Origin of the sequence: Streptococcus oralis (assembly GCF_024399415.1) — a bacterium.
Lineage (GTDB): Bacteria > Bacillota > Bacilli > Lactobacillales > Streptococcaceae > Streptococcus > Streptococcus oralis_CS.
Window position 1 is genome coordinate 273,658 of sequence record NZ_CP029257.1, and the last position, 13,939, is coordinate 287,596.

A 13,939-nucleotide genomic window follows, 5' to 3' on the forward strand; every position below is an offset into this window, starting at 1 on the left:
AGTGGGTTGATGGAAAATTATACCCTGGAGAGGACCAAATTGGTTCTCTCCTTTTAAATATTGAAAAAACCATTGGCAGTGGACATACTTTAAGACTATATATTTCTGAAACTAGTTTCACAATACAAATATTGACATGCAATTATTAATTGGTGGATTTTAAGTTGACATCTACAAAGGTTAATGTTAGAATACATTCAAAAATATATTTGAATGAGGTGTTTTATGATTCAAAATATTGTTACTTCAATAATCCTGTATTCTGGGACAGCCGTAGACTTACTTATTATCCTAATGTTATTTTTTGCCAAAAGAAAAAGCAGAAAAGACATCATTAACATCTATTTAGGACAGTTTCTAGGCTCTGTTAGTCTAATACTGCTAAGTTTACTTTTTGCATTTGTCTTAAATTATATTCCTAGTAAAGAGATTTTAGGCTTACTCGGTTTGATTCCAATTTTCCTAGGCCTCAAAGTTTTGCTTTTAGGAGATTCTGATGGAGAAGCTATTGCAAAAGATGGTTTGCGAAAAGACAATAAAAACCTGATTTTTCTAGTCGCTATGATTACTTTTGCAAGTTGTGGCGCTGACAATATTGGTGTCTTTGTCCCATATTTTACCACCTTAAATTTAGCGAATTTGATAGTGACTTTACTTACTTTTCTAGTCATGATTTATCTCTTGGTTTTTTCTGCCCAAAAATTAGCACAAGTCCCTTCTGTTGGAGAAACTTTGGAAAAATATAGCAGATGGTTTATTGCCGTTGTCTATTTAGGATTGGGGATGTATATCCTGATTGAAAACAACAGCTTTGACATGCTATGGGCTGTGTTAGGCTAGGAGAAAAAATTATGAAAAAAGATAGTATCTGTCAAGTGGATGTTATAAATCAACAAAATGTTACAACCGCAACGAACTACCTTGAAAAGGAAAAAGTCCAAAAATCACTTCGCATTTTATCAAAATTTACCGATAATAAACAGATAAATATCATCTTTTATCTCCTTGCCGTCGAAGAACTCTGTGTCTGCGATATAGCCTGTTTATTAAATCTCAGTATGGCATCTGCCTCCCACCATCTTCGTAAACTAGCCAATCAAAACATCTTGGACACTAGAAGAGAGGGGAAAATTATATATTATTTTATAAAAGATGAGGAAATCAGAGATTTTTTTAATCAACTAGGATAACAACTATTTTTACTACTTTTCCATGATTATAGGGAGATTATATATGAAATTTTTTGATGAAAATTACTCACAAGAAATACCTGCTCGTATCAAATGTTTAAGAAAAAAGTATAATTTAAAGCAAAGCGACCTAGGTAATGCAGGTCAAGTTAGCCAAGTTGAAAAGGGAGAAATTTGAAAGAATTTGTATCTTTTATTTTTTGTTTCATTTATGCCCTATGCTACTGGAATAGTTAGTAGCATAGGGCACAGCTCTTTTATGGACTGATCGTTATTGTTTCAACGGTAGCAAACTGGTTTTTACATAAAGTAATTGATAAACCCAATATAGATCAGAAAGAAATACTTGAAGCTACCGCACAATATAGGAAGTTATTGATACCTGACTTAATAATTAAAGGAGTGGGATTGATTCTATCCTTAATTCTCTATCCTCCGATTATGATGTATAGTATTTTAATTGCGGCATTTTACATCATAACTTTAAAAACACTATCCGAAAAAAGAGTGAATAACTAAAAAACGGTGACCAAAGTTAGGTGTATTATTTTAATGCTTAGAGACCTAAACTATTCCCCTATTTTAAAAATATTGATTCAGATTTTATGAAATTAAAAAGTAGATATTGTTCAGAAAATCCTTGATATTACGCTGTTTTTAGTCCAACTGAAACTCATACTTTCCAAACCAGGTCTTAAGAAAGCTCGTAAAGCTTCACAATTCTCAAAACGTTAATTCGAAAGAATTACGATACTTACAAAGAGCACCTTTCGGGGTGTTCTTTTTTATCGACACTTTGTAGATTTATAATTGGGAATCTCGTTGAATGGTATCAGGTAAATGAAAAGATTCGTTGATCATATCCTATTTCTTCGTACTTTCGTCTAATACCTATAATGTAAAAAACTCTAGCTATCAGGTAGTTGATAGTTAGAGTTTCTTTCTATTCATATGATTTAATGAGCTTAAATAAGGCTTCTACTTCTGATGACAGTGTAGCTGATTTGAGATAGGCATAATAAACTGTAAATGTTATCTGGTCCTCCGGTATTAGGGGGATTTTTATTAAATCATCATCTTCATCAGAAAGTGCGATATCAGCCAGTAAACTAAGGCCAATCCCTTTCTTTAAAAGTTCTTTAAGAATGACAATGTCATCAGTCTTAAAGAATATTTCTGCCTTGTTTTGATGCTTTTGATTAAGTAGTTCAAAAGCTTTCAGGTGAACAAAGTGTTCGTCTAAGAGTATAAAGGATTGATCTACTAATTCTTCAAAAGCGAGGGAAGGAGCAGTGGCAAGAGGATGGTTCTTTGATAAAACGACATACAGTTCTTTATGAAAGAGTTCATGTGTCTCTATTGAAGGATGATTGAGTGGTTCAATCAATCCGAGTAAGCTCGCATCTAGTTCTCCCTTAAGGAGAAGATTTAATAATTCTACGGATCCACCACGAATAGGACGTACCTTTTTTAAAAAATCAAATTCAGTTTCTTTATTTAAGACAGAGAAAAGATACTGAATGATAATAGGAGGGAATCCTACAGTAGAGCAATGCGCCAAAGAGCGATTAATTTCTTTGCGAGTAGAAATAACCTCAGGTAAAATCAGTTCTGTATGCTTCAGAAGGATTTGTCCTTGATTAGTTAGTTTGAAGGAACGATGCGAGGGATCGTGGTGAATCAATTTGCAGTTAAAGGATTCCTCTAAGCGCTTGATAGCATAAGAAATAGATGGTTGGCTGACTTTGTGTTGTTTTGCCACTTCCGTATAGGATTGAAGCTGGCAGAGGTCATAAAAATATTGTAGATCTTTTAAATTCATATGGGCTCACTTTCATTAGTTGGAGAAGGAAAATAAGTGGAAATCACCAGATAAATACTTTTTATCCGTATCCTACAATTTGACTATACGAGTATTCACCGGTTAAAATGTATGTGAGTCAGGGATATCAAAGATTATCTAAGATACTTTCAAAAATGACCAAGATCTTTTCTCGTTTATCAATAGGGAGCTGTTTAATCTTCATGTTGATTCTTTTGAGTGAAAGATTGTCAGTCTTATCAGAGGTTGATTCAAGGCTATCAAAATTGAAAAATTCCTCTGGGGTCATCTCTAGGGCGACAATCACTTTTTCAAGACTGTGAATGGTCAGATTCACATTTTGGTTTTCAAGTTGATTGATATACTTAAGCCCAAGTCCTGCTTGTTCCGAAAGTTCTTCCTGGCTCATTTTTTTCTGTGTTCGAAAATATTTCACTTTTTGGGAAATATATTGTTGTAAATAGTTTTTATTCGTCATATAAATAGAATACAAGTTTTGCATGACAAAAAAACATCTTAAAAAATACAAAGTATTGTATAACAAACTTATATAATATTTATTTTAATTCGGATTGCCAATTTGTATGATTAGTTTCTTTTACTCGAAACTTTTAGTAAAGAGTGATCATTGAGAGTTTTATGAGTCCAGAACTTTATAAAATATAACAACTTAAAGTGTCATTAACAGTAGTGTTTTAAGTATAAAGGGCTTATTAGAAAATTGTCTTCGTAGACTCATTATAACATATGCGTACACAATTGTATTTTTTAAACAACAAAGTTTTCCAAACAATTCGTTTTAAGTGGTATAATAGAAGTAAAAAGGAGGTTTCACTATGACTGCACATGATATTTTAAACAACCCTTTCCTCAATAAAGGAACTGCCTTTACCTTAGAGGAGCGGAAGGAACTAGGTCTTATTGGTTTATTGCCACCGTATGTTCAAACGATTGAAGAACAAGCGGCGCAAACTTATGCACAAATGCAAACAAAAGCCAATGATTTGGAAAAGCGTCTTTTCCTAATGGAAATTTTTAACACGAACCGGACTCTTTTCTATTACCTCTTTTCTCAACATTTAGAGGAATTCAATCCAATTGTATACGATCCAACTATTGCAGATACCATTGAAGGCTATAGTGACCTCTTTGTAGATCCACAATATGCGGGATATCTTGATATCAATCATCCTGAAAATATTGAAGCCACTTTGAAAAATGCTGCTGGGGGTCGCGAGATTCGTCTCATTGTTGTAACAGATGCAGAAGGAATCCTTGGAATCGGTGACTGGGGAACAAATGGTGTCGATATTTCTGTTGGAAAATTGATGGTCTACACGGGTGCTGCTGGAATCGATCCTTCTATGGTCCTTCCTTTAGTTATTGATGCAGGGACTAACCGTGAAGAACTTCGTAACAATCCTAATTACTTAGGGAATCGTCACGAACGGGTTCGCGGAGATCGTTACTACGACTTCATTGACCAATTTGTTCAAACAGCAGAACGTCTCTTTCCTAAACTCTACCTTCACTGGGAAGACTTCGGCCGCTCGAATGCTGCCAATATTCTTGAAAAATATCGGAAACAAATTCCAACTTTTAATGATGATATTCAAGGTACAGGAATCGTTACCCTAGGTGGTATCTTTGGTTCACTGGATATTAGTGGTGAAAAATTAACAGATCAAATTTATCTCTGCTATGGTGGTGGTACTGCGGGTGCAGGAATTGCCTCTCGTGTTCTTCGTGAAATGGTAAGTGAAGGTCTTTCTGAAGAAGAAGCCTATAAACGTTTCTTTATGGTTGATAAACAAGGTCTTCTCTTTGATGACATGGATGACCTAACTCCTGAACAAAAACCGTTTGCTAAGAAACGTGCTGACTTTAGTAACGCAGACAAGTTGACTGACCTGCTTGAAGTAGTGAAGACTGTGAAGCCAACCATTCTTGTAGGAACTTCGACTCAGCCTAATACCTTCACTAAAGAAATAGTAGAGGCTATGTGTGAAAACACAGAGCGTCCGATGATTTTCCCTTTGTCAAATCCAACCAAACTAGCAGAAGCTAGTGCCAAAGATTTGATTGAATGGTCAGATGGCAAAGCTTTTGTCGCAACAGGAATTCCTGCTGATACAGTTTCTTATAAAGGTGTCGACTATGTGATTGGTCAAGCCAATAATGCCTTGATTTACCCAGGTCTTGGTCTAGGTATGCTGGCTTCTGAAGCAAGTCTTTTGACTGATGAAATGATTGGAGCAGCGGCTCATTCATTGAGTGGTATTGTCAATCCAGGTCAACCAGGAGCTCCTGTCTTGCCACCATTCAAGTATGTAGCAGATGTTTCTATTAAAGTAGCAGAAGCAGTCGCTAAAAAAGCGCAAGAGCAAGGTCTTGCGCGTGCTAAGGAAACAGATATGGCCAAAGCCGTTCGTGATTTGAAGTGGTATCCAGAGTATAAATAATTCATTGTTGCTGCCTATCCTTCGCTAGCGACAGATTTGTATGGGCTGTGGACTTAAGTAATTTAGAAAGGATACCTATGTCACTCTTTTTAACCTCGATTACAAGTATCATTCCGATTATCGCTATTATTGTTTTGGGGTATATTCTTCAGGTGAGGGGATGGTTTGGAGATGACTTTGGTCCCAATCTGTCTCGTTTGATCATGAATGTAGCCTTGCCAGCGTCAATTTTTGTGTCGGTGATGAAATACCTAACACTAGATAAACTAATCAGTCTTTCTGGAGGTCTCCTTTATACTTTTGTGGCATTTATCTTGGGCTATATCGTAGCTTATATTACAGTTATACTTTTCAAGGTCCGTCCAGGACGGCGAGGGACCATGATTAATACCTTTGTGAATGCCAATACTATTTTTATCGGTTTACCCTTAAACGTTGCTCTTTTTGGTGATCAGGCTCTTCCTTATTTCTTAATTTACTATATCACCAATACGATTTCCACCTGGACATTGGGCGTGTATTTGATGACGAGCGACAGTAAATCGGGTCAAAGCAAGGAGACAACTAAATTTGACTGGAAGAAATTGCTACCAGCTCCGCTTGTAGGTTTTCTTGTGGCTCTACTAGTTTTGATTCTCCGAATTCCTATTCCAGATTTCGCAACGAACACCTTAACCTATGTTGGAAATATCGTCACTCCCTTATCTCTGATTTATATTGGTATCGTTCTTGCTAAGGCAGGCTTGAATACCATTGCTTTTGATAAAGATACAATTGTCACTTTAGTTGGACGCTTTATCCTAGCTCCTCTAATCATGCTTCTTGTATTGAAGTTCTTTGCACCAAATATGGCGACAGTAGAATTTAAGACCTTTATGATTCAGTCCGCTACACCAGCTTTAGCTGTTCTTCCGATCCTTGCTAATCAGGGAAAAGGAGATGTGGAATTCTCTACGAATGTGGTGACTCTAAGTACGGTTCTATTTATCGTTGTTATTCCAATAATACAAACTTTATTAGGATAAGAAGGAAGAGGATAGGATTGAAAGTTATGCGTTAAGAAATTTCCCTATTTAAAAAATATTGATTTAAATTTTATGAAATTAATCAGTAGATATCGTTCTGAAAAACCTTGATATTACGCTGTTTTTAGTCCAACTGAAACTCGTACTTTCCAAATCAGGCTTGAAAAAAGCTCGTAAAGCATCACAATTTAGTAAACGTTCTTCGAAAGAATTACGATACTTACAAAGAGCACCTTTCGGGGTGTTCTTTTTGTACTTTCATACTTAAATTGGTGCAATTGACACAGTTGTTGCGACTTTAGTCACTTACAAATGTGGCTGCAATCTGACAAAGTCAGTTGTTTCTTTGTATTCAACTCAGATCCTTCTGGTCAGATTATTAAGAAGCCTTCAAGAAGAGTGATTGGTGAAATAGGATGTTTGAGGCTTTTATGCTATACTAGTTTTAATGACAATCTTCTATTTCTAATGCAACAATAGATCCGTAATTTGTTTTTAATTAAGGAGTTTTGGATTGTAAGAGGGAGATGATATATCTGAAGGAGTATCAATATGAAAAAACGTGCCTTGATTTTACTGGTTTTGTCCATTGTAGTATTTGGAGGAGGCGCATGGCTAGCACAGGAAACAAATCTATTTCTAAGTCCGCGAGCCAAGCAGTTGGCTTATTTAAAGGAGCATCAAAAAGAAATAGAAGATTTTGTAAAGTCTAAAAATTCAAAGATTGAATCTGTTCAAATTGATTGGAGACAGACACAATGGGATAAGGTAGGAAATGGTACACCTCAAGGAGGAGGAGATATTATTGATGTTTATGGAACGTTTAATAACATTGATAATTCTGGTTGGCATGTAATGATAATTGTAGATGATGGAAAAGTTGATTTAGCTTCGATGACATTAGTTAATGGCCTAGGCATTGGAGGGAAACCGTTTGAGTAATAGTAACTTAAAAACCTTTGATAATTTTTATTCAAATTTAACATCATTCATTCCCCACTGACTTTGAATACTTGCCAAAAGTCTTTTTTACATTCATGATATCATAAACTTAGATTCCGCTATATAGGAGGAAAGAAATGAAAAAACGTACCTTACTTTGGCTAGTTTTAGCACTTGTAGTATTCGGAGGCGGCGCATGGATGGCACAGAAAACAAATCTATTTGGAGGAATAACTCTGAGCCCACGGGCTAAGCAGTTGGCTTATCTGAAGGAGCATGAAGAGGAAATGGCGAACTTCGTTAAATCTTGGAATTCAAAAGTTGAGAGTGTCCAATTTGATTGGGATAGTATGGAAGTTGGTCAGGTAGGAAATGGAACTCCTCAAGGCGGAGGTTATATGATGACAGTGAACGGTAGAATCAATAATAATAAGGATACTAAATTTACATTAGGTTTTCCACTAAAACGTAATTTAAATGAAATCCCTGAGAAACTTGTTATTATTCAAATGCAACCAATAAGAATTTTGAAAGGAAATTTATGGGATCTTTATGAGTAACAGTAATTTAAAAACCTTTGATAATTTTTATGCAGATTTAGCACAAGCTGCCTACACTTTTCGCTCAAGTAATTTTCCTCCTCAAAATAGTTCAACGAACGTACAAACATTTGATTTCTCAAATGATGGATATATGTTGGATGAGGATGGTAATGTAAAAGAAATCACCCCTGGAGGCAAACATCTACCCCATAATGGTAGAGTCTACTTGCAGCCGGATCCTGATTTGCGAGATACTTATAAAGTTACATCGATACCAGTTCCTGATGCGAATGGGATGAGGCAGGATATTCATTACAAACGTTATCAAAAAGGACTCTTAACTGATGATGAAGCTGGTTTTAATGCCTACTACTTAACGGATACGCCTACCTTGACTAAAGACACTAAGAAAACCTATATGACCATCCGTGGAAGTGATGCCATCAGTTTGGAAAATTTGAACGACTGGATCGACAACGATGCTAAGTTCGCTCTCAATCATATCCATACACCGCAAGCCAAGTTAGCGACAGTAGGAATGAAAACGAAAATCGCAGAGATGCGCGAAAAAGCTCCGCAAGCTACGATGGACATCACAGGTCACTCCCTAGGAACCATTGTCTCTGCCCAAGGAGTAGCGGGCCTTAGCGATGAGGAGCTTGAGAAAATCGGCAAAGTGGTCCTCTTTGACGGCCCGGACACGACAAAGAGTTTAAAGAAAATGGGCCTCAGTGATGAGAAAATCAAAAAGATTAGCGAAAAAATCGAGTACTATGTCAATCCTTTTGATGTCGTGGGTATGCTTAATCGAGAACACACCATTACCAAATTACCGGGGGACTCCGATGAACCTCTTAAGAAACCTGTCGGTAAAGTCAATGTCCTTGTTCCCCTTCATTATACCCAGATTACTGATACGGAAAGCTCCCATGACTTTGGTGTTTTCCAATCGGATGGAAAGGGAAATTTGTTGACCGCGTCTGAGGATTTTCACCCAGAATTGCTCAGGGCAGGTGAAAAGCTAGCTCGACTGATAGAGACAACCTTGGATGTTTTAAGAAATCTAGGAGTTGATGAAAATGTAGCCTCAAATATTTTAAATGCCATTATGAGGGGGGAAATCGTAAATAAGGCGGCTATCGGATATGGCTTTTATGAGAATTTTAAAACAGAGTATAGTAAAATTGTCGAAGAAGCTCGTCAGGAATCTATAAAGTGGGATCGAGAAGCTATTCCTCGTTACCAGGAACAACTGAGAAATGGTAATCTTACAGGAGAAAAGAGAATTTTGGTCCGAGCTCAGTTGCTTCAGACAGCAGCCCAGTTGGCAAATTTTGACATGGAAGACAAAGTTAAATCTGTGAAAACCTTACTTTCAGATGCTAAGGAAGATATTCAAAACATGATAAAAGAAACAAGACAGACAGCGTTTGACATGGTTGGATATTTGTCAAATTCAGAAGTTACAAATCTACTTTCTGGTTTTGACACAACAAGCTTTTGGGATGAAGGCGTTGCAAGTGACACGAAGACTGCAGCAACATCCTTCCTGACACAAATTGAGCAACTAGGGGAAAGCCTGGTTAAAGCTAGTGGTTCCTTTGAAACCATAGATACAAATAGTGCTGAAGATTTTAACAATCTATTGGCGGATGTAAAACAAACATGGAGGGGGAAAAATGTTAGTCCTAACGGATGAGGATACCTTAATTACAAGAGAGCAACTCGATAGATGCTTCAAAGAAAGAATGAAGGAACAAGAACGCCAAGCAGTCAGGGCCTTGGTAACTGCAAAAGAGTTGTCAATCCTTGCTAAAGGAACTGAGTTAACTAAAAAGTTGCAGGAAGCAGCCGCAGATATGCAAGAGTATGCTTCTAAGACCTATGTAAACAATATTAAGGGAGGATTTGAGGGCAAGGCCGCTGATGCTGCTGAAACTTACTTGACCCAGACCATGCAAACCCCTACTTTACAGAGTCCGATCAAAAGCTAGGAGAAAACTGGTCATGGATAAAAAGGAACTTCAGAAACTAGAGGATGAGCATAATCGTAAATTACGAGACTTAGAACGCTTGGAGATGGATTTGGATGATGATTTCCACAAGTTTAGCAGGGAGACGGATCATCTCCTAGAGTCGCTTTCCTATGCATGTAGAGATAGTAGTTTTGCTGAAATTCAACCATATATCTTTGAGATAGAGAATAATTTAGACAGCTATCATAAACTTTACAAGAGTCGTATAGAGAATGTGCTGGAAGCTCGCCATCAAGAGAATAAAAACTTTTATAGAAAGTTAGAAGAAAAGAACGTTTAACAAATATACCTTATAAAAGAAGGATGATGTGAGTTTGTTATTATAGATAAAATGAGTTTGTTATTATAGATAAAAAAAGAAGTAATTATACAAGAAAAGTAGATAATTTAATCCATCTTACTAGTTTTTAGATGGAAATAGCTCTTATTTTTTTATAAATAGAATAAAAAATGAATTTTAAACTTGCAATTGAGGCAAATTGTTGATATAATGAGGGAGTAAATTAATATAAAGGAGTTTCACATGGCTTTAATTCAATTAACAACAGAAGAATTGCGCACCTCTGCTCAAAAGTACACTCAAGGTTCTGAGGAAGTAAGACAAGTACTTCGTACATTGAGTCAAGAGCAAAATACTATCCGAGACAACTGGAAAGGTGCTGCTTTTGAGAGCTTTGATCGCCAATTCACAGAATTGTCTCCAAAAATTGAGGAGTTTGCAACTTTGCTTGATGAGATCAATGCACAGTTGAACAAGGTTGCTGAAATTGTTGAACAAAACGACCAAGATCTTGCATCACAAATTTAATTTGTTATATAAGTGGCTTTAGGAGGGCGAGAGCCTTCCTATTTTTTATGACGGAGAAGATTTAAAGTAATATGAAGAAGAATAGAATTTTTAAATATATAGGAAGTAGTCTGCTGGCATTAGGATTGCTTGCATTGATTATTTTTTTGAATCTATCTGTTCAAAAAAATACAACGATTAGCAATGAAAATAATGCAAAGGCTAATCAGCAGACAAAATTAAATGTAGCTATCGTAAATGAAGATAAGCCTGTCTACGTAGATACAAAAGAATACAATCTAGGTGCTAGTTATGTAAAAAATATCGAGCGTGATAATTCACAAAACTGGTCCGTTGTTCCTCGAGGAGCAGCTGATTCTGGATTAGAAAGTGGGAAATACCAACTCGTTTTAACAATTCCTAGTGACTTTTCTGAAAAAATACTCGATATTAACAGCATCAATGTTGATAAGACAACCATCAATTATAAGGTGAATGCGCAAGGAAATTTGCAAGTAGAAAATGATGCAAATAAACTAGCGAAAGATATTGTTTCTGATTTGAATGGTCAGTTAGTTGACATGTATATGGCTAGTATTTTGAACAACCTTTATACAGCACAAAAGAATGTTCAAGCTAGCTCACAGATACAAGCAACCAATATCGGAAACTATCGTACGAATTTATATAATACAGCTATCAACTCTAAAAATCTTTTCCCAACTCTCTATAGTATGTCTAGTTCCTCTGTTGACGCCAACACTGCTTTAAAGACAGGTTTGGAGGGCTACTCACAGATTTTTGGTCGTTTTGATGTTTCGCAGATTGCCTATGGCGAGAAGTTTGGAACTCTACTTAAGAATAGAGTAGATGAGAAGAAAAATCATGCGGATGTTATCACTGGGCTCATTTCTCAGAGTCGGGAAGACGTTAAGGGACAAATTGAAACCTATAAGGAATTAATTAAAGCTCAAGGTAGTCTGACTGCGAATATAGATGGAACACCAGCATCCACTGATGGAACGTCACCAGAAGTTGAGGCTTACTATAAAAAAGTAGCAGAAAGCATCAGCACAGAGATTGGTAGCTTACAGAAAAATCTAACAGATGAAAGAACCAAGTTTGAAAATCATAAAAATGATATTCATAACTTTATTGATGAGAAATTAGCCACTTACTATGGAACAAGTGAGAAGAGCAAAATCACTCTTGATCGATTTTTGGATAAAGCTGCAAACAAGGATTTAGAGAAGGTTGAGGAATCTCTAAAAGAGCAGCTGGCTTCTGCAATCTCAGAATTACCCAAAGAAGACTTTAGTGGAAAAGAATTTAGTGGTTTTGGTATGACACCAATCACAATTCCTTCTGTAAACTATACAGATTTAAAAACGATTAAAGAGCCAAGCGACGAGATTTCTTTGACGGACTTGAAGAATCTGGAACATCTGGCAATCACGAGTACGAGTGCTGTTGGACGAACAGGAACAAAGGCTAAGGTATCATGGAAGGCTGGAACAGGAGTGACGGTTCATTCGGTCACTTATGATGGCACACCAGTTGAGTTTGGTCAAGAAATTGATTTGAAGACGGGTGGGACTTTCAAAGTAGCCTATAGTGTTGCAGAGGCAGCTCCGACTCCAACTACAAGTTCAACGGGGGCTTCAAGCCCAACTCCAAAAGCGGAGCCAAAGACTGTTGATATTTCCTTGAATGATGTTCAAGCAGTCAGTGCTCCGATAGATGTCTTAGCCGTTCAGCAAGCAGCAGTGACTTATGGACAAAAGGTTCAGAAAATAGCTTCTGACTACCAAAAGGTGGAAGCACTCAGACAAGCATACAATACTGTCAAAGAGTTACGAAATAGTGATGTAACAGATGCTTTATCAAATATTTGGCTTGAAGCTATTAGTTCAAACCTGAAGAAGTATGAAGACAGTCTGACTGCACCTGCTAGCGATACAGATACAGAGGGTACTAAAGAGAAAGTAGATAAAGCCTTGTCAAAACTGACTACTCTCAAGCCTGTTCTAGAAAAAAATGTGAAGGATGTTTTGACTACCAACCAAGAATTGAATACAAAAATCAATGAACAGTTAGAGTTGTACAAGAAGTTGGAAGAAAATCTAAAGGATTTGGTTGAGAAGCAAGGGAAAGGCAATGATGCTTTTGAAGAGACTAATAATCAATTGGCTACCCTAAATTCGGATTATGCAGCTCTCTTGTCAGAAACTACGGGTGTGAAGGAATCTTCTCAAAGTAATGTCAAAGCTGCAGAGTCTGTGAATGAGACTTTAGGTAATTTCAATCGTGAATTGTCAAACGCTCAAACAAGTACTGAAAAGTTGTCACAAGATGCTGACTCCTTGATGACGCAGTTTAACGAAGAATTAACTAACAATGGAAACTTTGTAGAATCCTTTGTGAAGGTTCTGAATAATGCCTATCAAAATGGGGTACCAAATGAAGTGTTGTTGAACTTCTTATCCAACCCTGTTACCCAAAATGCTACTTCAGTGAAAGCGACTGTCAATGTTTACCGTCCATTTACATGGATTTTACTATTGGAGATTGTTAGCCTCTTTACAGCCTATCTGTTTGCAACTCAAAACGTTATTCGCAAAGTCAAAGATAAGTTCAAACTTGATAAGTTACATGATACAGACTTGATGACAGTAACCATCCTATCTGCTTTAAGTCTCGTTGTCGGATTGGTAGTTGGTGTTGTATCAAGTGTTCAGCTACAGGTTGGTCGTGAATATCAACCATCTTGGGTTCTATTAATTGTTTTAGCAGCATTTGTACTGATTCAAGGACAATATCTATTGCTTAAACATTTCCGAGTGATTGGTATGGGTCTCGCCTTCTTTATGATGATTAGCTTTGTCTACCTATCAAATGCTATTGGGACAACAGCAAGTCTAACTGGTTTCCCAGCATTTATCAAAAATCTCAATGCGTTATCAATATTAGAAGGTTTGCTCTCAGGATACTTTGATGGACATCCAGCAGCAATTATCGCTTTTGTTGTAACGATTGTTGTCATAGCTGTTTTACTTGTTATAAATGTTTTTATCAGAGAAAGTAGTTTGTGGTTTCAAGCAAGCCAAGCTGAGAAAGAATAGAAATTAGAAAT

Annotated in this window: 14 protein-coding genes; 12 read left to right on the top strand and 2 right to left on the bottom strand. The window is 36.6% G+C overall.

What is annotated here, in order from left to right; all coding sequences use genetic code 11:
• Window positions 1-225: 225 nt before the first annotated feature.
• Genes DG474_RS01440 through DG474_RS01450 form a run of 3 tightly spaced genes read left to right on the top strand, consistent with a single transcriptional unit; the run spans window position 226 to window position 1,368 of the window.
• The gene (locus DG474_RS01440) at window positions 226-840 is read left to right on the top strand and encodes a CadD family cadmium resistance transporter (RefSeq protein ID WP_070587531.1); all 615 of its coding nucleotides are present in this window, start codon (window positions 226-228) and stop codon (window positions 838-840) included.
• A gap of 11 nt (window positions 841-851) precedes the next feature.
• Window positions 852-1,190, top strand: coding sequence for a Cd(II)/Zn(II)-sensing metalloregulatory transcriptional regulator CadX (gene cadX, locus DG474_RS01445; protein ID WP_000711078.1), 339 nt, complete (start codon window positions 852-854; stop codon window positions 1,188-1,190).
• A 43-nt stretch (window positions 1,191-1,233) separates the two neighbouring features.
• Window positions 1,234-1,368, top strand: coding sequence for a hypothetical protein (locus DG474_RS01450; protein ID WP_255778472.1), 135 nt, complete (start codon window positions 1,234-1,236; stop codon window positions 1,366-1,368).
• Between the two features lie 765 nt (window positions 1,369-2,133).
• Here the strand turns inward: DG474_RS01450 and DG474_RS01455 are convergent.
• Both DG474_RS01455 and DG474_RS01460 read right to left on the bottom strand, forming a co-directional pair.
• Entirely contained in the window at window positions 2,134-3,012 is an 879-nt protein-coding gene (locus tag DG474_RS01455; protein ID WP_255778473.1) for a LysR family transcriptional regulator, read from the bottom strand.
• Window positions 3,013-3,139: 127 nt separating this feature from the next.
• Window positions 3,140-3,490 carry a helix-turn-helix domain-containing protein gene (locus DG474_RS01460; RefSeq protein ID WP_255778474.1) on the bottom strand — a complete coding sequence of 117 codons (351 nt, stop codon included), beginning with the start codon at window positions 3,488-3,490 and terminating at the stop codon, window positions 3,140-3,142.
• Window positions 3,491-3,848: 358 nt separating this feature from the next.
• Here DG474_RS01460 and DG474_RS01465 point away from each other — a divergent pair, with 358 nt between their 5' ends.
• The 9 genes from DG474_RS01465 (at window position 3,849) to esaA (ending at window position 13,928) form a co-directional block, all read left to right on the top strand.
• Window positions 3,849-5,474, top strand: a complete 1,626-nt coding sequence (locus tag DG474_RS01465) for a malolactic enzyme (RefSeq protein ID WP_255778475.1) — start codon at window positions 3,849-3,851, stop codon at window positions 5,472-5,474.
• 77 nt (window positions 5,475-5,551) lie between these two features.
• On the top strand, window positions 5,552-6,499 hold the full coding sequence (locus DG474_RS01470) for an AEC family transporter (protein ID WP_255778476.1): 948 nt from the start codon (window positions 5,552-5,554) through the stop codon (window positions 6,497-6,499).
• Window positions 6,500-7,051: 552 nt separating this feature from the next.
• The gene (locus DG474_RS01475) at window positions 7,052-7,441 is read left to right on the top strand and encodes a hypothetical protein (RefSeq protein WP_000745394.1); all 390 of its coding nucleotides are present in this window, start codon (window positions 7,052-7,054) and stop codon (window positions 7,439-7,441) included.
• A 137-nt stretch (window positions 7,442-7,578) separates the two neighbouring features.
• Entirely contained in the window at window positions 7,579-8,001 is a 423-nt protein-coding gene (locus tag DG474_RS01480; RefSeq protein WP_255778477.1) for a hypothetical protein, read from the top strand.
• Window positions 7,994-9,682, top strand: coding sequence for a cutinase family protein (locus DG474_RS01485; RefSeq protein WP_255778479.1), 1,689 nt, complete (start codon window positions 7,994-7,996; stop codon window positions 9,680-9,682). The genes DG474_RS01480 and DG474_RS01485 overlap by 8 nt, the downstream gene beginning before the upstream one ends.
• A complete protein-coding gene (locus DG474_RS01490; RefSeq protein WP_084881313.1) occupies window positions 9,663-9,977 on the top strand; it encodes a hypothetical protein in 315 nt (104 codons plus the stop codon). Before DG474_RS01485 ends, DG474_RS01490 begins: the two co-directional genes overlap by 20 nt.
• Before the next feature lie 13 nt (window positions 9,978-9,990).
• Window positions 9,991-10,299 (top strand): hypothetical protein, encoded by a 309-nt coding sequence (locus tag DG474_RS01495; protein WP_084881312.1) that lies wholly within the window; start codon window positions 9,991-9,993, stop codon window positions 10,297-10,299.
• Between the two features lie 243 nt (window positions 10,300-10,542).
• Window positions 10,543-10,827, top strand: coding sequence for a WXG100 family type VII secretion target (locus tag DG474_RS01500; protein ID WP_084881311.1), 285 nt, complete (start codon window positions 10,543-10,545; stop codon window positions 10,825-10,827).
• Window positions 10,828-10,898: 71 nt separating this feature from the next.
• On the top strand, window positions 10,899-13,928 hold the full coding sequence (gene esaA, locus DG474_RS01505) for a type VII secretion protein EsaA (protein WP_255778482.1): 3,030 nt from the start codon (window positions 10,899-10,901) through the stop codon (window positions 13,926-13,928).
• Window positions 13,929-13,939: the final 11 nt, after the last annotated feature.

Excerpts from the sequence above, each read along its gene's own strand:
- DG474_RS01440 (WP_070587531.1), top strand. The coding sequence starts at position 226 with ATGATTCAAAATATTGTTACTTCAATAATCCTGTATTCTGGGACAGCC.
- cadX (WP_000711078.1), top strand. The coding sequence starts at position 852 with ATGAAAAAAGATAGTATCTGTCAAGTGGATGTTATAAATCAACAAAAT.
- DG474_RS01450 (WP_255778472.1), top strand. The coding sequence starts at position 1,234 with ATGAAATTTTTTGATGAAAATTACTCACAAGAAATACCTGCTCGTATC.
- DG474_RS01455 (WP_255778473.1), bottom strand. The coding sequence starts at position 3,012 with ATGAATTTAAAAGATCTACAATATTTTTATGACCTCTGCCAGCTTCAA.
- DG474_RS01460 (WP_255778474.1), bottom strand. The coding sequence starts at position 3,490 with ATGACGAATAAAAACTATTTACAACAATATATTTCCCAAAAAGTGAAA.
- DG474_RS01465 (WP_255778475.1), top strand. The coding sequence starts at position 3,849 with ATGACTGCACATGATATTTTAAACAACCCTTTCCTCAATAAAGGAACT.
- DG474_RS01470 (WP_255778476.1), top strand. The coding sequence starts at position 5,552 with ATGTCACTCTTTTTAACCTCGATTACAAGTATCATTCCGATTATCGCT.
- DG474_RS01475 (WP_000745394.1), top strand. The coding sequence starts at position 7,052 with ATGAAAAAACGTGCCTTGATTTTACTGGTTTTGTCCATTGTAGTATTT.
- DG474_RS01480 (WP_255778477.1), top strand. The coding sequence starts at position 7,579 with ATGAAAAAACGTACCTTACTTTGGCTAGTTTTAGCACTTGTAGTATTC.
- DG474_RS01485 (WP_255778479.1), top strand. The coding sequence starts at position 7,994 with ATGAGTAACAGTAATTTAAAAACCTTTGATAATTTTTATGCAGATTTA.
- DG474_RS01490 (WP_084881313.1), top strand. The coding sequence starts at position 9,663 with ATGTTAGTCCTAACGGATGAGGATACCTTAATTACAAGAGAGCAACTC.
- DG474_RS01495 (WP_084881312.1), top strand. The coding sequence starts at position 9,991 with ATGGATAAAAAGGAACTTCAGAAACTAGAGGATGAGCATAATCGTAAA.
- DG474_RS01500 (WP_084881311.1), top strand. The coding sequence starts at position 10,543 with ATGGCTTTAATTCAATTAACAACAGAAGAATTGCGCACCTCTGCTCAA.
- esaA (WP_255778482.1), top strand. The coding sequence starts at position 10,899 with ATGAAGAAGAATAGAATTTTTAAATATATAGGAAGTAGTCTGCTGGCA.